This is a genomic window from Bradyrhizobium zhanjiangense, from assembly GCF_004114935.1.
Taxonomy (GTDB): Bacteria; Pseudomonadota; Alphaproteobacteria; order Rhizobiales; family Xanthobacteraceae; genus Bradyrhizobium; species Bradyrhizobium zhanjiangense.
The window spans coordinates 5,227,961-5,254,868 of record NZ_CP022221.1 but is presented as its reverse complement, the minus strand read 5'-3'; the positions used below and the strand labels follow the sequence as shown (position 1 = coordinate 5,254,868).

The window sequence follows — 26,908 nt, the reverse complement described above, 5'->3', positions numbered from 1 at the left end:
GGTCCTGACGTCGGTCCGTTCTGACGCGCCTCTCGCACCTGCGGGACTGTCCCGCAGTTCCGCGCCCGGCTAATATGGGTCTCAGGTTCCGCAGAAAGCATCACAGCTGTGAACGAGTTGTCCAACGCCCCCCGACTGCGCCGCCGCGAATCGGTTAATCCGGCTTCGCGGTGGCGGCTCGACCTGCCCGGCGGGGGGTGGATGTGACACAGGTTGTTCCTGCGATCGCCATGCGGCGGTCTCCGGGGTCTGCGTCCAGGACGCGGCACGCGGCGCGCTGGCTTGCGGCGCTGTGCCTCGCGGCCAGTTCGGGCGGTTGCGTGCTGACGCAGGATCTTCCCGATCCCGCGCTCGATGTTCCCACGCAGTACAAATACGCCGGCAAAGGGGATGCGCCGCCGTCGCTGGATTGGTGGCGCGGCTTCCGCTCCACGGAGCTGACGCAGCTGATGGAGGAGGCGCAGACCGTCAACCTCGACATCGCCGCTGCGGTGGCGCGAATCGTCCAGGCCGACGCCCAGGCGCGGCAGGCGGGCGCGGCGCTGCTGCCGAGCCTGTCCACGGCTGGATCGGAAACCTACTCGCGCACCTCGGGCTCGAGCGCCTCGGGCCTGTCCATCGGCGGGCGCGAAGTCGTCAACTATTCGGCCTCGCTGAGCGCGAGCTACCAGCTCGACTTCTGGGGCCAGAACCGCGACGCGCTGCAGACGGCTGAGGAGACGGCGAACGCCAACCGCTTCGATCGCGACACGGTCGCGCTGACGACGCTTGCAGCCGTCGCCAATGCCTATTTCCAGGTGCTGGCCTCGCAGGACCGCATCAGGACCTCACAGCGCAACATCGCGAGCGCGCAACGCATCCTCGATGCAGTCAAGGAGCGACGTAAGGCCGGCACCGGAAGCGATCTTGACGTCGCCCAGCAGGAGAGCCTGGTCGCGAACCAGAAGGCCTTGGTGCCGCCACTGCGCCAGACGCTCGACCAGAACATCAACGCGCTGGCTGTGTTGGTATCGCGCCCGCCGGAGAGCGTGCGCGTGCTCGGCGGCTCGCTGGACCGGATCGCGATCCCGCGCGTCACGCCCGGCCTGCCGTCCGAGATCCTGACGCAGCGGCCGGACATCCGCCGGCAGGAGGCACAGCTCGCCTCCGCCACCGCAAACATCGGCAATGCCCGCGCGCAGTTCTTTCCGACGATCCAGCTGACCGGCAATGGCGGCTATCAGAGCTCGGCGCTGGTCTCGCTGTTCCAGCCGCATGCCGCCTTCTTCCAGCTCGTCGGCAGCGCCACGCAGCCGATCTTCGACGGCGGCAGGATCCTCGGCAATTTCGAACTTGCCAAGGCGCGTCAGGACGAACTGCTGCAGACCTACCGCAAGACCATCGTCCAGGCCTTTGCCGATGTCGACAACGCGCTGTTCTCGATCAAGCAGACCACGATCAAGCTGCAATTGCAGCGCGATGTCGTCGCCGCCTCGCGCCGCGCCTTCGATCTCTCCGAGCAGCAATTGCGCGCCGGCACTGCCGACATCGTGACCGTGCTCAACACCCAACTGACCCTGTTCCAGGCGGAAGACGCGCTGTCGCAGGCCCAACTCGCGCGGCTTCTCGCCATCGTGAGCCTGTACCAGGCGCTCGGCGGCGGTTGGGAGCCGAGGATGGAGAAACCGGTCAATGCTCTTTAAGCCGGAGACGAAGCAAGGCGCGAAGGAGGGGACGGCGAAAAAATCGCGCGGCCGCGGCCTGGTCATGACCCTGATCACGCTCGCGATCCTCGGCGGCCTTGGTTATCTCGGCTGGACCGTCACGCATCAGCAGCAGGCGAACAACCGCAACCAGCGGCCCGATCTGCCGGTGCCCGTGCTGGCGGCGAGTCCGCGCGTCCAGGACGTGCCGGTTTATCTCGACGGCGTCGGTGCGATCCGCGCGCTCAATACCGTGACCGTGCGCTCGCAGGTGGACGGCAAGCTGATCGCGGTCAATTTCACCGAAGGTCAGGACGTCAAGAAGGGCGACGTGCTCGGCGAGATCGATCCGGCGATTTATCAGGCGCAGTACGATCAGGCGGTGGCCAAGAAGGCGCAGGATCAGGCCCAACTCGCCAACCAGCGCATTGACCTTACGCGTTACGAGCAGCTCGCCGCCACCAATGCCGGCTCGAAGCAGCAGGCTGACACCCAGCGGGCCCTGGTAGCGCAGACCGAGGCGCTGGTGAAGGCGGATCAGGCCGCGATCGACAATGCCGCGGCGACGCTGAGCTACACCAAGATCGTGGCGCCGCTCTCGGGCCGCGTCGGCCTGCGACAGGTCGACCAGGGCAACATCATCCACGCCTCCGACACCACGGGCCTTGTCGTCATCACGCAGTTGCAGCCGATCGCGGTGTGGTTCAGCCTGCCACAGCAGCAGATCATGCGCGTCAACGCCGCGGCGGCGAAGGGTGCGCTCGCCGTCGACGTGTTCGGCAATGACGGCATCACGGTGATCGATACCGGTAAGCTCACCGGCATCGACAACCAGGTCGACCAGACCACCGGCACGCTCAGGCTCAAGGCGGAATTCCCCAACGCCAACTACCAGCTCTGGCCGGGCCAGTTCGTCAATGTTCGCCTCAAGGTCGAGACCTTGACGCAGGCGCTGGTGGTGCCGACCTCTGCGGTGCAGCGTGGTCCGATCGGGACCTTCAGCTATGTCATCGGCGAGGACAACATCGTCTCGGCCAAGCCCGTGACGGTCACGCAGCAGAACGAGCATGACGCCGTCATCGCCAGCGGCCTGTCGCCGAACGACAAGGTCGTCACCACGGGCTTTGCCAATTTGTCCGACGGCTCCAAGGTGACCGTCGGCCGCGACGACCAGACCCCCTCGGCCGATCTTGCCCCGCGCAAGCGCTCGCGTGGGCCGGACGCTCAGAAGAAGGATGGTGCCAAGGACGGCCAGAAGGACGGACAGGGCAAGGACGGCGAGTTCCGCGCCAAGCGCAAGAGCAGCGAAGGTGACCAGAAGGGACAGACCGGACCGGCACCGGGGCCGGGGGCATCGGGAGGTGGAGCCAAGCAGCCATGATCCCGACAACAGCCGCTTGACGCGGCAGGCGTAACCCATGGGTGTCTCCGAACCCTTCATCCGACGACCGATCGCAACCTCGCTGCTCGGCATCGCGCTGCTGATCGGCGGCGCGCTCGGCTACTTCGCGCTCCCTGTCTCGGCGCTGCCGCAGGTCGATTTCCCGACCGTGCAGGTGACGACGCAGCTTCCGGGTGCGAGCCCCGACGTGATCGCCTCGCTGATCACCGCACCGCTGGAGCGGCAGCTCGGACAGATCCCGTCGCTGTCGGCGATGAACTCGACGAGCTCGTTCGGCGTCAGCCAGATATCGCTCCAGTTCGACCTCAACCGGGACATCGACGGCGCGACTCAGGACGTGCAGGCTGCGATCAACGCGGCGGCCGGCGTGCTGCCCAAGACGCTGCCTTATCCGCCGACTTACGCCAAGGTGAATCCGGCAGACGCGCCGGTGATGACGCTGGCGCTGCGCTCGGACACCATCTCGCTGCGCGTGATGAGCGACATTGCCGACACCATTCTGGCGCAACGCTTGAGCCAGATCTCCGGCGTCGGACGGGTCTCCGTGCTCGGCGGGCTGAAGCCGGCGGTGCGCATCCAGGCTGACCTGGCGCGACTCGCCGCCTACGGCATCGCCATGGAGGACCTGCGCACCGCAATCGCCAATGCCAACGTCTCGGGGCCGAAGGGCTCGCTCGACGGCGCGCAGCAATCCTACATCATCGCCGCCAACGACCAGATCGCCGCGGCGGACGCCTACAAGCCCGTTATCATTGCCTACCGCAACGGCTCGCCCGTCACCATTGCCGACGTCGCGCAGATCGTCGATGGTCTCGAGAACGACCGCACCGGCGGCTGGTACCAGGGCACGCCGGCCGTCATCATCGACATCCAGCGCCAGCCCGGCGCCAACGTCATCGACGTCGTCAGCCAAATCCGCGCCGAGATCCCCAAGGTGCAGCGCGCGATTCCGGCCGGCGTGAACCTCACCATCGTCTCCGACCGCACCGTCACCATTCGTGCCTCGGTCCATGACGTCCAGTTCACGCTGATCTTGAGCGTCGTGCTGGTGACCCTGGTGGTGCTGTTGTTCCTGCGTTCGCTGCGCGCCACGCTGATCGCGGGCGTGGCACTGCCGCTGTCGCTGATCACGAGCTTTGGCATCATGTATTTTGCCGGCTTCAGCCTCGACAATCTGTCGCTGATGGCGCTCACGATCGGCACAGGCTTCGTCGTCGACGACGCCATCGTCATGATCGAGAACATCGTCCGCCACATGGAGGATGGCGAGAGTGCGATGGAAGCCTCGCTCAAGGGCGCGAGCGAAATCGGCTTCACCGTGATCTCGCTGACGGTGTCGCTGATCGCGGTTTTCATCCCGCTCTTGTTCATGTCGGGCCTCGTCGGGCGCATGTTCCGCGAATTCGCGTTGACGCTGACCATCGCGGTCGTGACCTCGGCGGTGGTCTCGCTGACGCTGACGCCGATGATGTGCTCGCGGCTGCTCAAGCACGCCCATGAGGAGCTGGCAGTGCCCGGCCTCGCCGCGATCAGCCGCTTCATCGACCGCACCGTCGAGTTCTATCACCGCACGCTTCTGTGGGTACTGGAACGCCAGCGCGCCACGCTGGTCGTGACCTTCGCCACGCTAGTTGCGACCCTCGTCCTCTATGTCGTCGCGCCAAAAGGCTTCCTGCCGCTTCAGGACACCGCCTCGATCACAGCGGTGACGGAGGCCGGACCCGATGTGTCGTTCGCGGAGATGCAGAAGCGGCAGGCCGAGGCTGCCGCCGCCATCAAGGCCGATCCCGACGTGGTCGGGGTGGTCTCAGTCATCGGCGCCGGTTCGGTCAACCCGACCACCAATGTCGGGCGCCTCGTCATGACCCTGAAACCTCGCGGCGAACGGCGTGACGATGTCGCGGCAGTCGTGATCCGCCTGAAGGAGAGGGTATCAGGCATCCCCGGCATGACCGTCTATTTCCAGCCGGTGCAGGACGTGCAGATCTCGACCCAGTCGAGCCGCTCGCAATACCAGTACACGCTGACCGGCACCGATGCGACGCTGGTCTCGGAATGGGCCGGCAAGCTGGTGGCGGAGATGCGGCGCGACCCGCTGTTCCGCGACGTCTCCTCGGAGGCGCAGGAAGGCGGCCTGCGGGCACAGCTCGATGTCGACCGTACCCGCGCCGGTCAACTCGGCGTGAGTCTGCAAGGAATTACCGACACGCTGAACGACGCCTTCGCGCAGCGGCAGATCTCGACCATCTACGGCCAGGCCAACCAGTACCGTGTCGTGCTGGAGGCGCTGCCGATGTACCAGCGCGATCCTTCGATCCTGTCGAAGCTCTATCTGCCGGGCGCCGCGAGCAGCACCGTCGGCGCGCCGAGCGCTCAGGTACCGCTGTCGGCCGTGGCGACGCTGAAGCGCACTACGGCGCCGCTCGCGATCTCGCACCAGGCGCAATTCCCCTCCGTGTCGCTCAGCTTCAACCTGGCGCCCGGCGCGGCGCTCGGCGATGCCGTCGAGGCGGTCAAGACGATCGAAACCCGGATCGGCATGCCCAACAGCATCGTCGGTGTCTATGCCGGCGATGCCGCCGAATTCGCCAAGGCGCTGGCCGGCCAGCCCTGGCTGCTGCTCGCCGCCGTCATCACCATCTACATCGTGCTGGGTGTGCTCTATGAGAGCTACATCCACCCGATCACGATCCTGTCGACGCTCCCCTCGGCCGGCGTCGGCGCGATCGTGGCGCTGGTGCTGTGCGGGCAGGATCTCTCGGTGATCGGCCTGATCGGCATCATCCTGCTGATGGGTATCGTCAAGAAAAACGCGATCATGATGATCGACTTCGCGCTCGAGGCCGAGCGCGGGCAGGGCATGTCGCCGAACGAGGCGATCGTGCAGGCCTGCCTGTTGCGCTTCCGTCCGATCATGATGACGACGCTGGCGGCCCTGTTCGGCGCGCTGCCGCTCGCGATCGAGAGCGGTACCGGCGCCGAGCTGCGCTTCCCGCTTGGCATCTCCATCATCGGCGGCCTGCTGCTGAGCCAGTTGCTCACGCTCTACACCACGCCCGTGATCTACCTTGCACTCGACCGCATCAACCGCCGCCTCGAGCAGGCGCTGCCGCCGGCTGAATCCGGCGGCCCGCCGGTCGCGGGCGCGACCGAGGGGATGCAGTGATGGCATCGATCTCGGAGCCCTTCATCCGCCGCCCGGTTGCGACCACGCTGCTGTCGATCGGGTTGTTCCTGCTGGGTGTCGTCGCCTACGAGTTCCTTCCCGTCGCCTCCGTCCCGAACGTCGATTTTCCCGCCATCTTCGTCTCGGCCAGCCGGCCCGGCGCCGATCCGTCCGTGATGGCCGCGACGGTCGCCTCGCCGCTGGAGCGGCGGCTCGGGGAGATCGCCGGCATCAACCAGATCACGTCCACGAGTTCGCTCGGCACGACCAACATCCAGCTCCAGTTCGACATCGGCCGCAACATCGACAAGGCCGCCCGCGACGTGCAGGCAGCCATCAACGCCTCGCTCATCGATCTGCCGAGCGACCTGCCGACGCTGCCACGCTTTCGCAAAGCCAACACGGCCGGCGCGCCCGTCTTCGTGTTGGCGCTGACCTCGAAGACGCTATCGGCCAGCGCGATCTACGACGTCGCCGATACGGTCATCGCGCAGCGCATCTCGCAGGTGCCGGGGGTCGGCGACGTCACCGTCTCCGGCGCCGATCAGCCGGCTGTGCGAGTGCAGCTCAATCCAGTCGCGCTGTCGAACGCAGGCATCGCCACCGACGACGTCAGGACCGCGATCATCAACGCCAATCCGCTCGGTCCTGTCGGCATCTTCAACGGCGAGCGCCAGAGCGAGACGCTGGCGCTCAATCGGCAGATGCGCACGGCGAAAGAGTTTCGCGATATCGTCATCAAGAGTTCGAACGGCAATTTCGTCCGGCTCTCCGACGTCGCCGATATCGAGGATTCCGTCCGCAACGCCCGCTCGATCGCCTGGTTCAACAAGCAGCCGGCGGTGCTGATCCAGATCACCAAGCAGGGCGACGCCAACGTCATCGACACCGTCAACAGGGTCAAGGCGCTGATCCCCGCGCTGAAGCAGTGGATCCCGGCCGGCGTCGAGATCTCCACGCTGGTCGATCGCACCGGCACGATCCGCGCCAGTGTCCTGGACATGCAATGGACCTTGCTGGCGACCGCGTTCCTCGTCATGGTCGTGGTGTTCGTGTTCCTGCGGCGGCTGACGCCAACGATCGCGGCGGGCATCTCGGTGCCGCTGGCCTTGGCCGGCACCTGTGCCGGCATGTGGATTGCGGGGTTCTCGATCGACAATCTGTCGCTGATGGCGCTGGCGATCTCCGTCGGCTTCGTGGTCGACGACGCCATCGTCATGATCGAGAACATGTTCCGCAATCTCGAGCACGGCATGCGGCCGTTCCGGGCTGCGCAGGAGGGCGCGAAGCAGATCGGATTCACCGTGGTCTCGATCAGCCTTTCGCTGATCGCGGCGTTCACGCCGCTGATCTTCATGGACGGCATCGTCGGCCGGCTGCTCCGCGAATTCTCGCTGACGCTGACCTTCGCGATCCTGGTCTCGACGCTGGTGTCGCTCACGGTGACGCCGATGATCTGCGCCCATTACATCCGGCACACCACGTCCGGCACCGCGACCTTGTTCGATCGCCTGATCGAGGGCTCGCTGTCGCGCATCGTCGCCTTTTACACCCGCACCCTGCGCACCGCGCTGGAATTCCCGCTGCTGACGTTGCTGGTGTTCTTCGCTACCATCGCTCTCACCGTGACGCTCTACATCAAGGTCCCCAAAGGCTATTTCCCGACCGACGATTCCGGCTTCGTGATCGGGGCGACGCGCGCCTCGGCCGACATCTCATTTCAGTCGATGCTCGGCCTACAGCAGCGGCTCGCGGACATCGTGATGCAGGATCCGGCGGTGGCCGGCATCGGCTCGACCGTCGGCAGCGGCGTGGGCCCCGGCGGCGCCACCTCGAACCGCGGCACCATGTTCATCAGCCTGAAGCCGCCGGAGGAGCGCGACCATGTCTCGACGCAGGTCGTCATCGACCGTCTCAGGCGCGCATTGTATCCCGTGCCCGGCATCCGCCTCTTCATGTTCGCCGCCCAGGACGTGCGCGCCGGCGGACGACAAAGCGATTCCGACTACCAGTACACGCTGACCAGCACAGATCTCGGCCTGCTGCAGAAATGGGCGCCGATCGTGGCCAAACGCATGGAGAGCGTCGAAGGCATCACCGACATTTCCAGCGATCGCGATCCCGGCGGGCTTCAGCTGACCTTGTCGATCGACCGCCAGAAGGCCTCGGCGCTCGGCGTCAAGGTGCAGGACATCGACAATGCGCTGAACAACGCTTTCGCGCAGCGGCAGATCGGAATCATCTACACCCAGCGCAACCAGTACATGACCGTGCTGGAGATCGACCCGAAATTCCAGGTCGATCCCTCCAACCTCGAACGCATCTATGTCGCAGGCGCCAATGACGCGCAGGTACCGCTGTCGGCCGTCGTGCACGCCACGCGCGGGCTCGCGGCGCTCGCGGTCTATCACTCGCAGTCGTTCCCTTCGACCACGGTGTCGTTCAACCTCTTGCCCGACGTGCCGCTCCAGGCCGCGACGCAGAACATCCAGCGTGCGGTCGAGGAATTGCATATGCCCGAGGGCATCCGCGGCAGCTTTGACGGCAATGCCGGCGATTTCGCCAAGACCAGCGGCCGTCAGCCGCTCTTGATCCTCGGCGCGCTGGTCGCGATGTATATCGTGCTCGGCGTGCTCTATGAGAGCCTCGCCCATCCGCTCACGATCATCTCGACGCTGCCTTCGGCCGGTCTCGGCGCGCTGCTTGCGCTTCAATTGACCAATACGCCGCTGACGGTGATCGCCTTCGTCGGCATCATCCTGCTGATCGGCATCGTCAAGAAGAACGGCATCATGATGGTCGACTTCGCGCTCGATGCCGAGCGCCAGCGCGGGCTGTCCTCGGCGGAGGCGATCTTCGAGGCCTGCCAGGCGCGCTTCCGCCCGATCCTGATGACGACGATGGCGGCGCTGTTCGCCGGCATCCCGCTGGTGGTCGCGACCGGCCCCGGCACGGAACTGCGCCGACCACTCGGCATCACCATCATCGGCGGCCTGTTCGTCTCGCAGATCCTGACGCTCTACACGACGCCGGTCATCTACCTCCTGATCGACCGTCTGCGCCGGCGAACCGCGCCGCGCCCGCTGGCCGCGCCGGCGGAATAGGTTGTTGAGGCGCCGCATCGAGCGTATAGCGGCGCCATGTCCAACGCGCCCGATACCGCCGCCGCGCCGGCCGAGCCCATCCCCGAATGCCCGCACTGCCAGAAGCCGATGCCGCTGTGCATCTGCGACAGCGTCACGCCCATTGAGAATCGGCTGTCGCTCCTGATCCTCCAGCATCCGCAGGAGCAGGACAGGGCGCTCGGCACCGCCCGGCTGCTCGCGAAGCATTTCGCCGATGCCACGGTGCGCGTCGGCCTGTCCTGGCCGAGCCTGTCCAAGGCGCTGGGCCGGCCGGTCGAGAATGCCGCGCGTTGGGCCGTGCTCTATCTCGGCTCGGCCCGCGCCGCCGATCTCGACGCCGAAGGCGAGATCGTCGCGCTCAACCGCAAGGGCGAGATCGCAGAAAATCAGCGGGCGATCCTCGGCAAGCTCGAAGGCGTCGTTCTGCTCGACGGCACCTGGAGCCAGGCCAAGGCGCTGTGGTGGCGCAATCCCTGGATGCTGAAGTGTCAGCGCGTGATCCTGAACCCGGCGCACCCCTCGCGCTACGGGCGCCTGCGCAAGGAGCCACGCCGCGACGGCCTCTCGACCATCGAGGCGGCGGCGACGATCCTCGCGGGCCTCGAGCGGCGTCCTGATATCGCCGACACCCTGCACGCCAGTTTTGAGCGACTGTTGGCGCGCTACCGTGAGGTCCAGGCCGAGATGCCGGAATTGGCGCCCAGACCTGCCCCGAAGCGCGGCCGCCGCGACTTCCGGCGTCGCAAACGAGCCTGACAGGCTGGGCAAAAGCATAGCGCTCGAGGTCTCCGTCAAGGCGTTGGAAGTCGCCTGGAAAGTGGGACGAAGGCGGTTGCCTAAACCCTTCATCCCCTATATTGCTCCGGCCTTACGGGGCCACGTGGCGGAGTGGTTACGCAACGGTCTGCAAAACCGTGTACACCAGTTCAATTCTGGTCGTGGCCTCCATCAAGCCTCTGATTCTTCAGAATAAACTCACTTCGGCTCAGGTTCCGCGAGCATTGCTTTCGCGCGGCTCGCTACCGGGTTTCCCCGGGGCCGGGTGGAAATTCGCGATTCAGGCCCGTTGGCATAGAATTCGCATCGATTGGGCGGGATATCTAATCAACCGAGCGTTGGAGAAGCCGTGGGCGACATCGTCCGATTTGTCCCGAAATCCGAGCTGGAGCGGGCTCGCCTCATTCGCGAGGCGCGCGCGATCTATGACAGCATCTTTCCGCCGGCCGCAGCCGACCGGGCGCCGCAGGACGGCGAGGAGCGCGTCAAGACTTGATTCGTCGCTGCGTCGGGTTGTCGGCGCGTGCCTATAGCAAAACGCCCGCGAGACGGGCGCTTCCTTCTCAGCGAAGGTGGCTCAGCAGGCTGCGTACCAGCCGTCCGGAAAGGGCAGGAGGGGCCAGGCGCCCTCATTGTCATTGGCGGCTTTGGGCGTTGCGGCGTACGACCACGAGCGGGGCACGAATTCCTCCTCCGGCGCGGGCCCAAAATCTTCGTCAATCATGACGTCCCGGACGGCATCCAGCAGCAAGTTGAATTCGGCTTCGCTCATCACACCCTCCGGAACGCGGATGGCGCAATGTCGCAAAGCCGGTTTGTTTCCCGATTGACCAGATCGTTCGCATTTTAACGATCCGGCAATCGGGGGCCCGATTGGTTAGCAATTCCTGAAACTCTTTGGGAACTCTAGGTTCCTCCGCTTGCGAGCACTGTGAATAAAATCACATCCCCGCGGGTTTATTTCTCGCACCGTCTGTTGCGACACCGGTCAACGCAGCCGGGCGGGCAGGGCAGAACGGGAGAGCAGTCATGAAGGCGAGGTTCTTGCGGTTTTCAGGTGTGAAGAACCGGGCGCGCCACGCCTCGACGGTCGGGCTGTTTCTGACGCTGTTTGCCTCCGCCGCCCATGCGCAGGGAACGCCAGAGCAGCGCCGAGCCTGCACGCCCGACGTCTATCGCCTCTGCGCCGGCGAAATCCCCAACGTCCGTGCCATCACCGCGCGCCTGCGGCGCAACCGGGCCAGCCTGAGCGAAGCCTGTCGCAGCGTGTTCGATCAGGCTGGCGGGTAGACTCTGTGGATTTGTGCGCAGCAAGTGGCTTGCACAGGCTCACGAATCCGGCACGGTCAACTTGTGAATATGCTGCGGACAGACTGTGGAGGTCCGGTTGATTTGCTGGGGAAGGCGGCCCTAGATGCTCCACTCTGGCGTCACATTTCCATCGGCGGGCCGTCATATCTCTGTCAAACGGCTTTACCGAATGATTCCCTGATCGGCAGATTGCTGCATCAGACGAGATCATTTCGTTCTCCCGAATTCGGAATTGGCGCCTGCGTCGGTTGGCGACCGGGCGAACAGTTTTTGTGCAACCGCTTGCCCAAATGCCGGGCGCCTCCATCCAATTTTTTGTACGCCTGCGGACAAGCTTTTCTCGGCGCACTCCCTCACGTTTCCTCCCCGATCACTGGACCATGGCAGGCGCCATGACATTTCGGAGGAACTGGCGAGATGGAGAAATCGGTTTGGCCCCAGGCGCGGCAGGGAATGGCGCGCGCATCATTGCGGTGGCGCAAGTTCATGCTTGGCGCAGCGATCGCATTCGGCATGGTTGCCGCCGCACCGCTGAGTGCGCAGGCCGCAGCGCCCGCCGCCTGCACCGCGCTCCAGGAAAAGTACCCGGACTGGAAGGGCAAGACACTCGTCAATGCGATCAACCCGCACACGCCGGGCTATGAGACCATCGATCCCAAGGACCCCAGCAAATATATCGGTTTCGACATCGATCTCGGCGAAGCCATCGGCGAATGCCTCGGCTTCAAGCTGACTTACAAGCCGGTCGTGTTCGCAGCGCTCCTCACCACGCTCGCCGCGGGGCAAGCGGACATCGTCATCTCCGACATCTACGCCACCAAGGAGCGCGCCAAGGCCGCCGACTTCATCACCTACTCGAAAGTGTTCGACGGCGTGCTGGTCGCCAAGGGCAATCCGAAGGGCATCAACGGCATCAACCTGTCGATGTGCGGCGCCGCCGCCGCCGAAAACACCGGCTATGTCGAGGTGCCCCTGATCCAGGCACTGATCCCGGAGTGCAAGAAGGCCGGCAAGCCGGAGCCGACCATCCAGCTCTACGACAACAACGCCAACTGCATCCAGGCGATCCTCGCCGGCCGCGCCGACACCTATGTCAACGACGTCAACACCGTCGACAGCGCGGTGAAGGCCTATCCGGACAAGCTGGAGAAGGCGATCGCAGTGACCATCCCGTACTCCGTCGGCATCGCCGTGCCCAAGGACAAGCCGAAATTCCGTGACGCGGTGCTAGCCGCGCTGATCGAGGTGCAGAAGGCCGGCACGCATATGGAGCTTCTGAAGAAGTGGGGGCTCGACGTGAACAATTTCAAGGAGCCGGACATCCTGACGGCTGACTGATGTCGCTGTTCCTCCATTATCTGAGCATGCCGTATCTGCTCGAGGGCATCGAGCTCACCCTGGAGGTGACCGCCCTCGGGCTCGGCGGCGGATTGATCCTCGGATTGATCCTCGCCGCCATGCAGCTCTCCCGCTTCTGGCCGCTGGCGGCGATCGCCAGGGCCTACACCGTGATCTTCCGCGGCACGCCGCTGATCCTGCAGATGGTGTTCGCCTACGACGCGCTGCCCCATATCGGTATCAAGCTTCCGGCCGTGCTCGCCGCCGGCCTCGCGCTCGCCTGCAACGAGGCGCCATTCATCGCGGAGATGCTGCGCGCCGGCGTGCTCGGCGTCGACCGCGGGCAGCTGACGGCGGGGCAGGCGCTCGGCATGACGCCGTCGGTGCTGATGCACCGGGTCATCGCGCCGCAGGCCATCCGCACCATGATCCCGGCCTTCGGCAACGAGGCAGTGAGTGCGCTGAAAAATTCCTCGCTCGCCTCCGTCGTCGCGGTCCAGGAGCTGACCTTGCGCTCGACCCAGCTCGCGTCCTCGACCTTCGACTTCTTCTCGATCTTCTTTGCCTCAGGTCTTCTGTATCTCGTGCTGACCGCAACCATCAGCGCCATCCAGCTCTTCGTCGAATGGCTGCTCGATCTCGACCGTACGACGCGCCGCGAGCGCAAGCTCGCCGATTACCTGCCCTGGCGCCGCGTGGATCTCGCCACCAAGCTTGAGCTTGCCGCTGCCGCCGTCACCGATCGAGAGCCCGCACAGCCCTCGCTCACCGACACGGCGCCCCTGGCGTTGACGCGCGAGGAACGCGCCCGCCGCGCCGCGACGATCGCGCGCAACAATGTCGCGGTCGATGTCAACGATCTCACCAAGAGCTACGGCCCGCAGAAGGTGCTCGACGGCCTCGACCTCACGGTGCGCGTGGGTGAGGTCGTCGCGCTGCTCGGTCCCAGCGGCTCCGGCAAGAGCACGCTGCTCCGCTGCATCAACCATCTCGAAAACTGGGACGCCGGCACCGTGCGCGTCGGCGGCCGCCGCCTCGGCTTTGGCGAGAACGGCAAGCCGCTGTCGCCGCGGGCGATTGCCAATGAACGCGCCAGCGTCGGCGTCGGCATGGTGTTCCAGCAGTTCAATCTGTTCGCGCATCTGTCGGCAAAGGAGAACATCGCCGGCCCGTTGCGCTGGGTCCACGGCGTGAGCCGGATCGATGCCGATCGTCGGGCCGCCGAGCTGCTCGACCGCGTTGGGCTCTCGCATCGCGCCGACGCGTTGCCGCGGCATCTCTCCGGCGGCCAGCAGCAGCGCGTTGCCATCGCCCGCGCGCTCGCGCCGAATCCGAGCGTGCTGCTGCTGGACGAGCCGACCTCGGCGCTCGATCCCGAGCTCGTCAATGAGGTGCTGGAGGTGATCCGCCGTCTCGCCATCGACGACGGCCTTACCATGATCATCTCCACGCACCAGATCCGTTTCGCTGACGAGATCGCCGATCGTGTCGCTTTCCTGAGCGGCGGGGCGATCATCGAGGACGGACCGGCGCACGAGGTGCTCTCCAATCCTCGCAATCCGCTGACGGCGCGTTTCCTCAGCGTGATGGAAGCCGAGAAGACTCCGGAGACCGTGCGATGAGCGCTGTCTCCACAAGGTTCACGTCCGCGTTCCCCGAAGAGGCCACCTCATGAAGCATGTCGCGCTGCCGGTTTCGCCGAAGACCGTCCATTGGGGCTATTTCTCTAAGACCGTCGCGCCGGCCCTGACGCTGCGTTCCGGAGACCGCGCCACTATCGAAACGCTGACCCATCATGCCAATGATGATTACGAGCGCATGATCGAGGGCGATCCCGGCGCCGAGAGCGTGTTCCAGTGGACGCGCGAGCACAAGGCCGTGACGCGCCGCGGCTCCGGCCCCGTCGAGGGCCCCTTTATCCGCGGCGCAGGCGAGGGGATCGGCGTGCATCTTCTTACCGGTCCCGTCGCGATCGAAGGCGCCGAGCCCGGCGACATTCTGGAGGTTCGCATTCTCGACGTCCGACCGCGGCCGAGCTGCAGCGCCTGCCATGCCGGCCGCTGCTTCGGCTCCAACGTCGCGGCAAACTGGGGCTTTCACTACCACGATCTGGTCGAGGAGCCGAAGCCGCGCGAGGTCGTCACCATCTTCGAGCTCGACACCTCGGGTGAGCCTTACGCGAAGGCCGTCTACAATTACGTGTGGACGCCGCAGATCGACCCGGACGGTATCGTGCATCCGACCATCGACTATCCCGGCGTGCGCGTGGACCACGCCACGATCAGGAAGCGCGAGAACATCCTCTCCAGCGTGAGGGTGCCGGCGCGGCTGCATTTCGGCACCATGGGCCTCGCGCCGTCGGAAGCCGATTTCGTCAGCTCGATACCGCCGAGCTATACCGGCGGCAACATCGACGACTGGCGCATCGGCAAGGGGGCGCGGATGTTCTATCCGGTCGCGGTCCCCGGCGCCTATTTCTCGGTCGGCGACCCCCATGCCGCGCAAGGCGACAGCGAGCTCGGCGGCACCGCGATCGAGACCTCGCTAACCGGCGATTTCGAATTCATCCTGCACAAGAAGGTCGACCTTGGCGGCACCAGCCTCGAAGGCCTCGACCATCCCATGCTCGAGACTGACCACGCCTGGTCGTTCTACGGCTTCACCTATCCGAACTACCTAGCAGCCCTCGGCACTGACGCACAAACCCAGATTGCCAATCACTCCAGTCTCGACCGTGCGATGCGCGACGCATTCAGAAAACTGCGCCGGTTCCTGATGACCGTGCATTGCCTCAGCGAGGACGAGGCGATCTCGCTGATTTCGGTCGGCGCCGATTTCGGCGTCACCCAGGTGGTCGATGCCAATTGGGGCGTTCACGGCACGATCCGCAAGAACATCTTCCGGTGCGACTAATGCATTGAAGTGCATTCCATATTCCGGATGAACGCGTGAAGGACAAACCTCATTTGCGGCCCGTCGCTGTGACGGAGGACCGCGTGCGTCTGGCACAGAGGTTGCTTCGATCGACTGCAATCTGGGTCGATCCGATGAGCTTCCGCCCGTTCACGAGCGAATCCTACGCGCAAGACGACCGCCCCGAAGCCTGGCGGGACGTGCTGGCTGCGGTCGGCCTGCAACCAGCGGGCGGTCACGGCATTTTCGACGGACACGCGACCGCATCCCATCGCCACACCGCAGGTGTTGCACTGACCCGCATGGCCGCAGGCGCGCAGAGTGTCGGGCCTCTCGCGCAAGCGAGTGAAGATCTTCCGATCGCGCTGTTGCCGGTCGAGGACGGTATGGTGCTGAAAAGCGCCGGCGGTCATCGCATCGTTCCCGTCGGCCACCTCGTGCTGCTGCCGCGAGCCGGCGACTGGAGCGTCGTATTTCAGCGCGACATGCGCGCCATCGCGCTGTCGGTGACCTCGGAGGCGCTGCACGGACGCCTCTCGGTCAAGCCACGGCTCGGTGAGCCCCGCGTCGTCCCACCCGGCGGCTTTGCCGATGTATTCTCCCGTCTGCTCGACACGACCGCACGGATCCTCGACACCCTGAGTGACGCCGAATGGAATTCGGTCGCGCAGTCTCTGGTCGATCTTCTCCTGACGCTCGCGCATCGGCTGGCATCATCGGCCTCCGATGCCGGATCGAGCGCGACGCAGGCCGCGCTGCTCCACAGAATCTGTCAGACCATCGAGCGCCGCCTCGACGATCCCGATCTGGTACCGGCGCGTGTCGCGCAGGCCGAGGGCATCTCCGAACGCTATTTGCAAAAGCTGTTCGAAACCGTCGGCGACAATTTTACCCATTACGTTCGCGAGCGCCGACTCCAGCGCGCCTTTGCCGATCTCTCCAATCCGGCCGAGGCGCATCGCTCGATCTCGGAGATCGCCTACGCCTATGGCTTCGGCGACTCCGCGCATTTCAGCCGCGCCTTCCGTCATCGCTTCGGATTGCCGCCGCGCGAGTTTCGCCAGCAGGAGGCGGAGCGGGCGACCTCGCAGCATGGCGTCGCCGGCCAGCGCGGCTGGCCACAGGAGGCGCTGGCACAGCTCCGCACGCATCAGAGCGTGGAGGTCCGCAGCAGCGTCACTTGTGCCGGCAGCGAGGAGCGAACCACGTCGGAGCGGAGGCATCATCACCTCCCGGTCGAGGCCCGCCGCGTCCATTGGGGTTATTTCAGCCGCTCGCTGTCGCCGCAGATCGAGATTGCCTCCGGCGATACCATCACCATCGAAACGCTGACCCAGCACGCCTCCGACGCGCCGGAGATGATGATCGCGGGCGATGCCGGCGCCGAAAGCGTGTTCGGCTGGACGGCCGACAAGAAGAACGTCGACCGCCGCGGTGCCGGTCCCATGGATGCCAGCGTGTTCGGCCGCGGCGCGGGCGAGGGATTCGGCGTCCACATCTGCACTGGGCCGGTCGCGGTCAAGGACGCCCAGCCCGGCGACGTGCTGGAGGTGCGCATCCTCGACATCGTCCCGCGCGCAAGCCGCAGCCCGAACCATGCGGGCCGCGTGTTCGGCTCTTCGGTCGCGGCGTGGTGGGGCTATCACTATAGCGAGTTTCTCGGCGGTCCCCAGCCGCGCGAGGTCGTTACCATCTACGAGATCTTCGACGATCCCGTGCAGCCACACGCCCGCGCGCTTTATTCCTACCGCTGGGAGCCGCAGACCGATCCCTCCGGCGTGGTGCACGCCACCTACGACTATCCCGGCGTTCCCGTCACGCCCGGTACGATCAAGCCCCGCCACGCCGTGCTCGACGGCATCCGCATTCCCCTGCGGCCGCATTTCGGCGTGATCGCGGTGGCGCCGCGCGAGGTCGATTTCGTCGATTCCGTGCCGCCGTCCTATTTCGGAGGCAATCTCGACAACTGGCGGCTCGGGAAGGGGGCGACCGTCTATCTTCCGGTCTCCGTGCCCGGAGCACTGTTGTCGGTCGGCGATCCCCATGCCACACAGGGCGACGGCGAGCTCAGCGGCACCGCGATCGAATGCTCGATGACCGGCACCTTCGAGGTGATCCTGCACAAGAAGGCCGATCTCGCCGGCCGGCCCTTCGCCGATCTCTCTTATCCCCTCATCGAGACCGAGACCGACTGGGTGCTGACCGGCTTCAGCCACCCGAATTACCTCGCCGAGTTCGGCGCGCAGGGCCAAAGCGAGGTCTACGCAAAATCCTCGCTCGATCTCGCCATGAAGGACGCGTTCCGCAAGATGCGGCGCTTCCTGATGAACACCAAAGGTCTCAGCGAGGACGAGGCGATCGCGCTGATGTCGGCCGCCGTCGATTTCGGCGTCACGCAGGTGGTCGACGGCAATTGGGGCGTGCACGCCATCCTCAGCAAGCGCCTGTTTCAGGACGCACCTTGACAAGGACACCCAAGTGAAATTCCACATGATCAGCGGCGGACCGAAGCCGGTCGCGCCCTTCAGCCACGCGGTGGAGACCGACGGCTTCGTCTTCGTCACCGGCCAGATGCCGGATACACCACAAGCGCCCGGCGTCCTGCCCGAGGGCATCGTCGCGCAGACCCGCGCGGTGATGGAGAATTTGAAGGTGGTTCTGGCCGGACTTGGTCTCGGCCTCGAGCATGTCGTGATGACGCGCGTGTATCTCACGCGGTTCAAGGCGGACTACGCGGCGATGAACGAGACGTATCGCAGCTACTTTGCACCGGATCGCCTGCCGGCCCGCACCTGCGTCGGCGTCACTGGCCTTGCTTATGACGCGCTGATCGAGATCGACCTGGTGTGCCGGCGGCCGTGAGATGTTGCTGTAGCCAGGATGGAGCGGCAGCGAAATCCGGGCTACAAGCCGTTGCGTTGTCCGTCGGGCAAAACACACAACCGACGGGTCAATCGTAGCAAGTGAAAATATTCGCCTTTACAGAAATTCTGATTTGTCGCATTGTCGCGCCACCTCATCCCCAGTCAGAGGGGCGTATCGCGATCGTCACGAAACGCGGGATGAGCCGTGGTGGCCGCTGGCAGCACCGGCGCGGTGAGGCAATCGCAGGGCGGGAGACCGTGAGCGATCGCCACGCGCAAACGACCGGTGCGACCAGCGTACGGCAAAACCGCGTCGTCCTGACGCCCGGGGCCTGTGCGTCAAGTCTTGCGGTGATGCGTTTCGTCCGACCGGGCGCGCGCATCAGCCATCTGCAAAGCGACGGGGGCAATAGTGCATCGCTCCCCGGGGAGAGCTCGGCATAAGCCGTCAAACCACTGCGCAGGGAAGGCCGGGTTGTTTCCGGCTCCACCTGTATGCCGCTGTGCAGCCTCTTGTAGCGCAACCTTTCGCACAGTGGACCGCGGGTGCCCAGCCCGGTCTTCCCTGCGCCCTCTGACAAAAGAGGGTGTCGAGATGGAGCATGACTCGGGCGAGAAGAGCCGCGAGGAGGCGTAGGTGTGTCTGAGACAGAGATTTGCGTTGGTAGAGAGAGGTGTTGCGTCCAACTCCGTCATTGCGAGCGAAAGCGAAGCAATCCAGAATCTCTCCGCGGAATGACTCTGGATTGCTTCGTCGCAAGAGCTCCTCGCAATGACGACGTGGAGAGAGTCTGCGCTTCAATCTCCGTCTCGCGGCCCGGACGCAGCGCTCTCAACGCGATGCGAAGCATCGTCCGGGAACGGTGCGCTGCTGAGCCGGGCCCCCTGCGACAGCGATTACCGTGGCCTGCTGGATCCCGGCTCTGCGCCGCAACGCCTTTGGCGTTGCTGCTTGTCCGGGACACGAGAGTGGCGTCGGTTACGGGATGCCGAACGCTCTCCGCATTTCGGCTCAAATTGCAACCCATGCGTGCCGGAAGTCTTGATCGGTTGTGATCTGGAGGTAATCGCCCGGCTTGAACGCGGGCCCGGACCTCGGCGACTAACCGATAGAGTGCCTAGGGATCAGCGGACCGTGATCGCGACTCCGCTTCCTAAAGCACCAAAATGGTGCTTTAGTGCTTTCCATGAGCCCGTCACCCCGAAACGCTCCATCTGCGCTGCGTTACAGGCTTGCCCCCGATCCGGCTGCCAGGGGCGCGCTGGAGGCGACGTTCCAGGCTTATGACCGCATGATGGAGATTCTCGACGAGGTCGCGCGGAGCCATAACATCGGTTCCAACGTGGTCCTGCTCCATGCCCATGCCTATGAGCCGATCCGCAAGCAGACCGCGCTGCCCTCACGCCTGGTGACGCTGGGCCTGCGCGACCGTGTCGACTATCGCGCGGCGCAGGGCCGTCGCCTGCCGCTCGACGACAAGCTCGCCAAGATCAAGGGCCCGGCCACCATTTCGATTGCAACCGTGCAAGGCCGCTTCAGCGTGCCCTTCGACTATGCGGGCTATGCCGAGGGCTGGGGGCAGAGCGTGCCCGCGCACCTGATCCGCACTGACGACGGTTTCGAAGTTCACTACGGCGTCACGCCGAACATTCTGCCAGAGGAGGAGAACGCTATGGATACCATCGCTGCCGCCCCCGACAATTTCCTGTCCCGAGTCGGGCGTCTGATCGCGGGGATCGCCTATGACGCGATCGAGCAGGCGGAAGGCAAGAACAAGCTCAAAGTGGTTGGCCAAGCCATCCGCGAGATCGAGCGCGCCGAGAGCGAGGCGCGCGATGCGCTCGCGGCCGCGCGCGCCGAGGAATACCGCCTCAACGCGCGCCGCACCGAGATCGAGCGCGAGATGGCCAAGCTCGCTCCCAAGATCGAAGGGGCGATCACGGACGGGCGCGACGATCTCGCGCGCGCCGGCATCGCGCGGCAGATGGATCTGGAGGCGCAGTTCGAGGTGCTCTCGCGCGCCATCGACGAGAACAACGAGAAGATCGAGCAATGCGTGACGTCGCTGCGCGCCGTGCTGTCGGCGCTCCAGGACGCCGAGCAGCGCCGCGCCGATCTCGAAAAGAGCGAGGCCGTCGCAGGCCAGCAGGCGTCGACATCGCCCCGCAAGCCGGGCGGCGGTTCTGCAGCCGCGAACGCGCTGCGCGCGGGCAGGGCGGTGGCGCGGGTCACTGGCGTGCCGCCGGGCATCCCGTATTCGAGCGACATCGACGAGCTCAGCACGTTGCATCGCGACAAGGAAATTGCAGCGAGGCTGGCCCGGTTGAAGTCGCGTTCCTGAGTGCCGTGTCATGAGCGCTCTGCTCGAACACGTCATGTCGCCGGAGGTCAGGCCGTTCGCGATCGCGGCGGCCATGATCGTCATCGTCGGCTCGATCGAGGTGGTCTCGATGCTGGTCGGGGCTTCGCTTAGCGAAATGCTCGGCACCAACATCGATTTCGGCCACCCCAGCGACAATGGCGTGATCAACGCGATCTCATGGATCAATGTCGGTGGCGTGCCGTTGCTGATCTTCCTGCTGCTGTTGCTCGGCGCCTTCTCCATCACGGGCTTCCTGATCCAGGACGTCGCGCGGATGGTGGCCGGTCCGTTGCCGGCGACGGTGGCCTCGATCGGGGCGGTGGCCGCATCGGTTCCGCTGGTCCGCGGCGCAAGCCGTGCGATCGCGCGGGTCATTCCCAAGGACGAGAGCTACGCCGTCGGCCTCGGCGATCTCGTCGGCCGGGTCGGTGAGGTCGTCGTCGGTCCGCTCGACCAGGGGCCGCCTGGCCGCGTCAGCGTCGCCGATGTCCACGGCAACCGTCACTTCGTCTGGGCCGTCGCAGCACCTTCATCATCGCCGCTGCCGCAGGGAACCATGGTCCTTCTGGTCGACCGCGATGGCACCCGCTTCGTGGCGGTCAAGGCCGACGATGAACTCAAACCCTCCAAGCCCACTCTAAGCAGCTAGCAGGCCATTATCGGAGAAAGTCATGTTCGACATCGCAGTCCCGGCCATGATTGGCGTCGCGCTGATCGTCGTCCTGGGGATCGTCTTCACCATTCTTTACAAGCGCGCCACCCGCGACGAGGCCTTCGTGCGCACCGGCCTCGGCGGCAAGAAGGTCGTGCTCGACGGCGGCGCCATGATCCTGCCGATCTTCCACTCCTATGCCAGCGTCAATCTGAAGACATTGCGGCTCACCGTCGAGCGCAAGGAGCGGGAATCCCTCATCACCAAGGACCGTCTGCGCGTCGACATCGTCGCCGAGTTCTACGTACGCGTCCGTCCCGACGAGGAGAGCATCGCGCTCGCAAGCCAGACGCTGGGCGCGCTGACCAACGATGCCGAGGCGCTGCGCAACCAGGTCGAGGCGAAATTCGTCGACGGCCTGCGTTCGGTGGCCGCGACCATGACCATCCTGGAGCTCCAGGAGAAGCGCTCGGACTTCGTCAAGCACGTGCAGTCCACCGTGGAGTCCGACGTGAAATCGAACGGCCTCGAGCTTGAGTCCGTGTCGCTGACCAAGCTGGACCAGACCGACGTCAAGTTCTTCAATCCGGAAAACTTCTTCGACGCCGAAGGCCTGACCCAACTCAAGACCATTACCGAGACCCGCCGCCGTGACCGCAATGCCATCGTCCGCGACAACGAGGTGGCGATCGCGCAGAAGGATCTCGAAGCACGGCAGCAGACCCTGACCATCGAACGCACCAAGAAGGAGGCCGAACTCTCGCAGGAGCGTGACATCGCCAACAAAACCGCGAGCACTCGCGCCGAGGTCGCGACCGCGACACAGACCGCGCGCCTGACCGAGGAGAACGCCCGCATCGACACCGACAGGGCAGTCGCAGAAAAGGAGGCCGGCGCCAAGCAGGTCAAGGAAACCGCGGTGATCGAGTCGGATCTGGCGATCAACAAGCGCAGGACCGACGCGCAGCGCGAGATCCAGATCGCGACCCAGGAGAACGAGATCCAGATCGCCGCCAAGAGCAAGCAGACCTCGGAGGCCGTCGCCGAAGCCAAGACCGCCGAAGCGCTCGCCGTCTCCGCCGAGGAAAAGGTCGTGACCGCGCGCGCCGTCGAGGTTGCCGATCGTGCCCGTCTGACCCAGGTGCTTGCCGCGCGTACCGAGGCCGAGCGCAAATCGACCGAGGTGATCGTGGCGGCTGAAGCGGACAAGAAGGCGGCGCTCGACCGGGCCGAGGCCATCACCACGCTGGCCACCGCCGAAGCCGAGTCCAACAAGATCAAGGCGGTCGGTGTCCGCAACATCGGTGAGGCCGAGGCCGCCGTCATCACCATGAAGAACGAGGCGCAGAACAAGCTCGGCACCAACGTGATCGATTTCGAGATCGCCAAGAAACGGATCGAGACCATGCCGGAAGCGCTCGCCGAGATGGTGAAGCCGATCGCCAACCTCAAGGACGTCCGCATCCTGCATACCGGCGCCGCCTTCGGCGGCAATGGTAACGGCGCCGGCGGCAATGTCGGCTTCGGCGAAGGGCTCGCCGGCGAACTGCTCAAGGTGCATGCGCTGCGTCCGATGATCGACGAGATCTTACGTCAGAGCGGCTTTGCGTCGGGCGAAGATCCCGTGAAGGCGCTGGTCGGCGCCGTGACGGGGAAGGGAAACGGCGCTGCGGTGCCGGCGGTTGCGCCCGCACCGGAGAAAACAAACTCTGCCGATCTGTGAATGCCCGTTCATTGCTGCGGAGAATTCGAAACGATAAGAACAGGCCGTGCGTGTCTCGCGTCGCGCACGTCTTCCGGAGTGCTGGTCGATGGGTGTCTTGAACCCGTCGATTGCGCTCCGGACGGATCTTTCGAGGCAACGTCATTTGTTGCCGCGGCGCCTGCGCCGATCGACGCCAGGCGCCGAGGCCTGTTTCGATCGGGAGTTTTTCGATGAAGTATTTTCTGTCCGGACTGGTCGCAAGCGGGCTTGCGATCGCCGCCGCGCCGTCGTTCGCGGCTGACGCCCGCAACGTCACCGTCGTCAACGAGACCGGCTACGCCATCAAATTCCTCGGCTTCAACGCGCCTGACGACGGCCTGGACGAATGGGACAACGAGCTCGACAAGGTTTTGCAGAACCAGGCGAGCACCTATGTCGAGTTCGACGAGGACGACGAGGGATGTGTCTGGAACATTCGCGTCGACTGGCAGAACTACGACGAGGCGGTGCTGTGGAAGAACGTCAACCTCTGCAGGATCACCGCGCTGCGGCTGCACTACGACTCCGGCACCAAGACCACGTCGTTCCTGGCCGAGTAGCTTGACCTGACATGGCTGGAGGAGAGGCCGCTTCCTGACCCTTCCTCAGCCGCCTTGCGGAAGATGACGAATTCGTCTTTGCAAGCGCAACCGGCTTTGTTATACGCAGCGCGCGCGAACGACTGGTTCGCCTTTTCCTCGGTAGCTCAGCGGTAGAGCATCCGACTGTTAATCGGATGGTCGCTGGTTCGAATCCAGCCCGGGGAGCCAACTTTCACTTATATTTCAATACGTTGAAGCTGCGCCCTGATGTGGCGCGCGATCTCGTTCGCGCGATCTGCGAGCACCATCAGGTGCCGAACCCCGCGGAATCGGTTCAAGTAGACGTGTCCGGCAGCGCCGTCGCGCCATGAGGACGGCGCCAAATCGACTCAATTCAAATCGAGCCTGGGCAGTGCCGGATCCTTACGGAGCTGATTCCCATGCCAGACATCCAGGTCGACCGTACTCATATGGCCCCCTCGATTCTGCCGGCCGACGTTCCCGAGCTCAGCGACGATGAATGCCTCGCTTGCCTTGCACGTGCGGTGGAGGCGCCCGACTCGGCGCGACTGGACGAGGTCGCCGCTCTGATCGGCCGCCTCGCGGTGGCGATCGAATGATCCGTTCCGCAGCCCTGATGCGGTGAGCTGCGCAAGCCACACAGGGCTCGTCGCAGCCAACGGCATGTTGCGTTTTGGCCGGGCATGTTCCAAAGATGCCGCCAACTCATCTCCGCGGCATCGTCCGCATTTCAGGGTCCGCAAATGTCCGGTTTCTCGACCGCGCGCCAAAAAATGGTCGATGGCCAGGTGCGCACCAATGACGTCACCGACCGTCGTATTCTCGATGCCATGCTCACGGTTCCGCGTGAGGTCTTCGTGCCGGCCAGCCGGCGGGCATTGGCTTATCTCGACCTCGATCTCGACGTGAGCGAGGGCGGCGCCAAGCGGTTCCTGATCAAGCCGCAGCTGACCGGCAAGCTGCTGCAGGCTGCCGAAATCGGCGAAGGCGACAATGTGCTGGTCGTTGGCTGCGCCACGGGCTATCTCGCCGCGCTGGCCGCCAAGCTCGCGGGCCAGGTCACCGCGACCGAATGTGATTCGGCTCTGGCCGCGAAGGCCAAGGACGCCTTCGCCGCTCTGGGGCTCGCCAATGCCACCTGCAAGGTCGCTTCCTGCAGCGAGGGTGATCCCTCCACCGCTCCTTATGACGTGATCATCCTCAACGGCGCTGCCGAAGCAACGCCGGAGGGGTTGCTCGGGCAGCTCAAGGAAGGCGGGCGCCTTTTGGGGGTGTCGGCCGAATCCAAGCCGCCGCGGGCCGTGATCGTGACCCATAGCCACGGTGAATTCGGCCATCGGGCGCTGTTCGATGCCGCCGCCCCGGTCCTTCCCGGGCTGGAACGGGCCGCAGCATTCGTGTTCTGAGGTCCTAAAGCCTAAAAATCCCGTTCTGAATCAGAAGTGTGGCCGGGATGCTGCACGTGAAGAGTTTCCACCGTGAACTACCTTGAGGTGGTTCCGTCGCGACAATCCCCGTCCTATGTTGCGGCGGGGCAACGACTCCACTCGGTAGACGGTAACCCAGCTCGCGGGCACGAGCCGGGCGTTAGAATGAACGGAATTTCAGGGATGCATGGGGTGAAGCTCTTCACCGGAGCTGCGGTTTCGGTCCTGCTGCTGTCGCTAGCCGGGCCGATGCCTGCCTTGGCGGATACGATCGAGTCCGCGCTGGTGCGCGCCTATCAGAACAATCCGCAACTCAACGCACAGCGCGCCCAGGTGCGCTCGACCGACGAGAACGTGCCTCAAGCCTTGTCTGGCTATCGCCCCAAGGTCTCGCTGACGGCGAACGGTGGCTATCAATATCAGGATTTGCAGAGTGGCGTGGGGAGTAACTCAATCCATGGAACCACCGTACCTCGCAGCGCTGGAATAACCGCTTCGCAGACGCTCTACAATGGCAACCAGACCGCCAACAGAACGCGGGCGGCGGAGAGTCAGGTGTCCGGTGCCCGCGAAGCGCTGCGCAGCCTCGATCAGAGCGTGTTGCTGCAGGGTGCAACGACCTACATGGACTATCTGCGCGACGCCGCGACGCTCGAAGTCCAGCGCAGCAACGTGCGCGTGCTCGAGCAGACGCTGAAGCAGACCCGTGATCGTTTCAACGTCGGCGAAGTGACGCGCACCGACGTTGCGCAATCGGAAGCGCAACTGGCTGCCGGCAAGACGCAGGCGCTCACTGCCGAAGCGAATCTCACCACGACGCGGGCGAACTTCCGCCGCATCATCGGCAACGAGCCGACGAACCTCGCACCGGGCTCGCCGGTCGACCGGTTCTTGCCGTCAACGCTCGCTTCGGCCGTCGAGCTCAGCCTGGTCGAGCATCCCAACGTCACGGCCGCAATGTACGGCATCGACGTCAATTTCTTGCAGGTCAAAGTCGCCGAAGGTGCGTTGCTGCCGACGGTTACGATCCAGGCATCGGCCACGCAGTCCAACGAACAGTCCTTGATTCAGTTGCGCTCGTTCAACGCATCCGCGATCGCGCAGGTCTCGGTGCCGATTTATCAGGGCGGTGGTGAATATTCGCTGATCCGCCAATCCAAGGAAAACCTGGCGCAGCAGCGTCTGAACCTCGAAACCACGCGCGACCAGACTCGCGCGACTGTCGTGCAGTGGTGGGGTTCGTTGCAGGCCGGCAAGGCGCAGGTGCAGTCCGCACAGGCGCAGGTCGCCGCGTCCGAGATCGCGCTGAACGGCGTGCGCGAGGAAGCCAAGGCCGGTCAGCGCACCACCCTCGACGTCCTCAACGCGCAACAGGCCCTGGTCAATGCGCGCGTTGCGCTGGTGACCGCGCAGCACGATCGCGTGGTTGCGTCCTATAACGTCCTCGCGGCCGTTGGCCGCCTGTCGCCGCAGGTGCTCGGTCTTGCGACCACCGTCTATGATCCGAGTGTTCACTACCATCAGGTCCGCGACAGCTGGGCCGGCGTGCGCACGCCCGACGGACGCTGATTCCGTAAGTGT

The 26,908-nt window shown here is 64.9% G+C and carries 20 protein-coding genes and 2 tRNA genes; 21 read left to right on the top strand and 1 reads right to left on the bottom strand.

Going from position 1 to position 26,908, the window contains the following annotated elements:
* The first annotated feature begins 197 nt into the window (after positions 1-197).
* The 7 genes from XH85_RS25100 (at position 198) to XH85_RS45320 (ending at position 10,648) form a co-directional block, all read left to right on the top strand.
* The gene (locus XH85_RS25100; RefSeq protein ID WP_128933944.1) at positions 198-1,682 is read left to right on the top strand and encodes an efflux transporter outer membrane subunit; all 1,485 of its coding nucleotides are present in this window, start codon (positions 198-200) and stop codon (positions 1,680-1,682) included.
* Positions 1,672-3,063 (top strand): efflux RND transporter periplasmic adaptor subunit, encoded by a 1,392-nt coding sequence (locus XH85_RS25095; protein ID WP_128933943.1) that lies wholly within the window; start codon positions 1,672-1,674, stop codon positions 3,061-3,063. The genes XH85_RS25100 and XH85_RS25095 overlap by 11 nt, the downstream gene beginning before the upstream one ends.
* Positions 3,064-3,100: 37 nt before the next feature.
* Positions 3,101-6,250, top strand: coding sequence for an efflux RND transporter permease subunit (locus XH85_RS25090; RefSeq protein ID WP_128933942.1), 3,150 nt, complete (start codon positions 3,101-3,103; stop codon positions 6,248-6,250).
* The gene (locus XH85_RS25085) at positions 6,250-9,354 is read left to right on the top strand and encodes an efflux RND transporter permease subunit (RefSeq protein WP_128933941.1); all 3,105 of its coding nucleotides are present in this window, start codon (positions 6,250-6,252) and stop codon (positions 9,352-9,354) included. The genes XH85_RS25090 and XH85_RS25085 overlap by 1 nt, the downstream gene beginning before the upstream one ends.
* 36 nt (positions 9,355-9,390) lie before the next feature.
* Positions 9,391-10,131, top strand: coding sequence for a tRNA-uridine aminocarboxypropyltransferase (locus XH85_RS25080; protein WP_128933940.1), 741 nt, complete (start codon positions 9,391-9,393; stop codon positions 10,129-10,131).
* Between the two features lie 118 nt (positions 10,132-10,249).
* Positions 10,250-10,323, top strand: a tRNA-Cys gene (locus XH85_RS25075).
* A 178-nt stretch (positions 10,324-10,501) separates the two neighbouring features.
* On the top strand, positions 10,502-10,648 hold the full coding sequence (locus tag XH85_RS45320) for a hypothetical protein (RefSeq protein WP_164935015.1): 147 nt from the start codon (positions 10,502-10,504) through the stop codon (positions 10,646-10,648).
* A gap of 81 nt (positions 10,649-10,729) precedes the next feature.
* On the opposite strand, the gene XH85_RS25070 is transcribed toward XH85_RS45320, so the two are convergent.
* Entirely contained in the window at positions 10,730-10,924 is a 195-nt protein-coding gene (locus XH85_RS25070; protein WP_128933939.1) for a hypothetical protein, read from the bottom strand.
* Between the two features lie 257 nt (positions 10,925-11,181).
* Between XH85_RS25070 and XH85_RS25065 the strand changes: the two genes are divergently transcribed.
* From XH85_RS25065 to XH85_RS24985, 14 genes are all read left to right on the top strand, one after another.
* On the top strand, positions 11,182-11,442 hold the full coding sequence (locus XH85_RS25065; protein WP_128933938.1) for a hypothetical protein: 261 nt from the start codon (positions 11,182-11,184) through the stop codon (positions 11,440-11,442).
* A 474-nt stretch (positions 11,443-11,916) separates the two neighbouring features.
* A complete protein-coding gene (locus XH85_RS25060) occupies positions 11,917-12,801 on the top strand; it encodes an ABC transporter substrate-binding protein (protein WP_164939263.1) in 885 nt (294 codons plus the stop codon).
* Positions 12,801-14,423 carry an amino acid ABC transporter permease/ATP-binding protein gene (locus XH85_RS25055; protein ID WP_128933936.1) on the top strand — a complete coding sequence of 541 codons (1,623 nt, stop codon included), beginning with the start codon at positions 12,801-12,803 and terminating at the stop codon, positions 14,421-14,423. The genes XH85_RS25060 and XH85_RS25055 overlap by 1 nt, the downstream gene beginning before the upstream one ends.
* Positions 14,424-14,472: 49 nt before the next feature.
* Positions 14,473-15,714: an acetamidase/formamidase family protein gene (locus XH85_RS25050; RefSeq protein WP_128933935.1), complete on the top strand. Its 1,242-nt coding sequence runs from the start codon at positions 14,473-14,475 to the stop codon at positions 15,712-15,714.
* A 134-nt stretch (positions 15,715-15,848) separates the two neighbouring features.
* Positions 15,849-18,179, top strand: coding sequence for an acetamidase/formamidase family protein (locus XH85_RS25045; protein WP_164940934.1), 2,331 nt, complete (start codon positions 15,849-15,851; stop codon positions 18,177-18,179).
* A gap of 13 nt (positions 18,180-18,192) precedes the next feature.
* Positions 18,193-18,576 carry a RidA family protein gene (locus tag XH85_RS25040; protein WP_128933933.1) on the top strand — a complete coding sequence of 128 codons (384 nt, stop codon included), beginning with the start codon at positions 18,193-18,195 and terminating at the stop codon, positions 18,574-18,576.
* Positions 18,577-19,756: 1,180 nt separating this feature from the next.
* Positions 19,757-20,920 (top strand): PspA/IM30 family protein, encoded by a 1,164-nt coding sequence (locus XH85_RS25020; RefSeq protein ID WP_128933930.1) that lies wholly within the window; start codon positions 19,757-19,759, stop codon positions 20,918-20,920.
* Positions 20,921-20,930: 10 nt separating this feature from the next.
* The gene (locus tag XH85_RS25015) at positions 20,931-21,590 is read left to right on the top strand and encodes an OB-fold-containig protein (protein ID WP_128933929.1); all 660 of its coding nucleotides are present in this window, start codon (positions 20,931-20,933) and stop codon (positions 21,588-21,590) included.
* A gap of 22 nt (positions 21,591-21,612) precedes the next feature.
* Complete coding sequence (locus XH85_RS25010) at positions 21,613-23,316, top strand: flotillin family protein (protein ID WP_128933928.1); 1,704 nt, start codon at positions 21,613-21,615, stop codon at positions 23,314-23,316.
* Positions 23,317-23,528: 212 nt separating this feature from the next.
* Positions 23,529-23,897: a hypothetical protein gene (locus XH85_RS25005; protein ID WP_128933927.1), complete on the top strand. Its 369-nt coding sequence runs from the start codon at positions 23,529-23,531 to the stop codon at positions 23,895-23,897.
* A 135-nt stretch (positions 23,898-24,032) separates the two neighbouring features.
* A tRNA-Asn gene (locus tag XH85_RS25000) sits at positions 24,033-24,107 on the top strand.
* A 212-nt stretch (positions 24,108-24,319) separates the two neighbouring features.
* Positions 24,320-24,499, top strand: coding sequence for a hypothetical protein (locus tag XH85_RS24995; protein ID WP_128933926.1), 180 nt, complete (start codon positions 24,320-24,322; stop codon positions 24,497-24,499).
* A 144-nt stretch (positions 24,500-24,643) separates the two neighbouring features.
* Complete coding sequence (locus XH85_RS24990; RefSeq protein ID WP_164940833.1) at positions 24,644-25,306, top strand: protein-L-isoaspartate O-methyltransferase family protein; 663 nt, start codon at positions 24,644-24,646, stop codon at positions 25,304-25,306.
* Positions 25,307-25,510: 204 nt separating this feature from the next.
* Positions 25,511-26,896 carry a TolC family outer membrane protein gene (locus XH85_RS24985; protein ID WP_091894806.1) on the top strand — a complete coding sequence of 462 codons (1,386 nt, stop codon included), beginning with the start codon at positions 25,511-25,513 and terminating at the stop codon, positions 26,894-26,896.
* Positions 26,897-26,908 lie beyond the last annotated feature (12 nt).

Bases quoted from the DNA above. Each gene is read 5' to 3' on its own strand.
- XH85_RS25095 (WP_128933943.1), top strand. From the start codon at position 1,672: ATGCTCTTTAAGCCGGAGACGAAGCAAGGCGCGAAGGAGGGGACGGCG.
- XH85_RS25090 (WP_128933942.1), top strand. From the start codon at position 3,101: ATGGGTGTCTCCGAACCCTTCATCCGACGACCGATCGCAACCTCGCTG.
- XH85_RS25085 (WP_128933941.1), top strand. From the start codon at position 6,250: ATGGCATCGATCTCGGAGCCCTTCATCCGCCGCCCGGTTGCGACCACG.
- XH85_RS25080 (WP_128933940.1), top strand. From the start codon at position 9,391: ATGTCCAACGCGCCCGATACCGCCGCCGCGCCGGCCGAGCCCATCCCC.
- XH85_RS25070 (WP_128933939.1), bottom strand. From the start codon at position 10,924: ATGAGCGAAGCCGAATTCAACTTGCTGCTGGATGCCGTCCGGGACGTC.
- XH85_RS25065 (WP_128933938.1), top strand. From the start codon at position 11,182: ATGAAGGCGAGGTTCTTGCGGTTTTCAGGTGTGAAGAACCGGGCGCGC.
- XH85_RS25060 (WP_164939263.1), top strand. From the start codon at position 11,917: ATGGCGCGCGCATCATTGCGGTGGCGCAAGTTCATGCTTGGCGCAGCG.
- XH85_RS25055 (WP_128933936.1), top strand. From the start codon at position 12,801: ATGTCGCTGTTCCTCCATTATCTGAGCATGCCGTATCTGCTCGAGGGC.
- XH85_RS25050 (WP_128933935.1), top strand. From the start codon at position 14,473: ATGAAGCATGTCGCGCTGCCGGTTTCGCCGAAGACCGTCCATTGGGGC.
- XH85_RS25045 (WP_164940934.1), top strand. From the start codon at position 15,849: ATGAGCTTCCGCCCGTTCACGAGCGAATCCTACGCGCAAGACGACCGC.
- XH85_RS25015 (WP_128933929.1), top strand. From the start codon at position 20,931: ATGAGCGCTCTGCTCGAACACGTCATGTCGCCGGAGGTCAGGCCGTTC.
- XH85_RS25010 (WP_128933928.1), top strand. From the start codon at position 21,613: ATGTTCGACATCGCAGTCCCGGCCATGATTGGCGTCGCGCTGATCGTC.
- XH85_RS25005 (WP_128933927.1), top strand. From the start codon at position 23,529: ATGAAGTATTTTCTGTCCGGACTGGTCGCAAGCGGGCTTGCGATCGCC.
- XH85_RS24995 (WP_128933926.1), top strand. From the start codon at position 24,320: ATGCCAGACATCCAGGTCGACCGTACTCATATGGCCCCCTCGATTCTG.
- XH85_RS24990 (WP_164940833.1), top strand. From the start codon at position 24,644: ATGTCCGGTTTCTCGACCGCGCGCCAAAAAATGGTCGATGGCCAGGTG.
- XH85_RS24985 (WP_091894806.1), top strand. From the start codon at position 25,511: ATGCATGGGGTGAAGCTCTTCACCGGAGCTGCGGTTTCGGTCCTGCTG.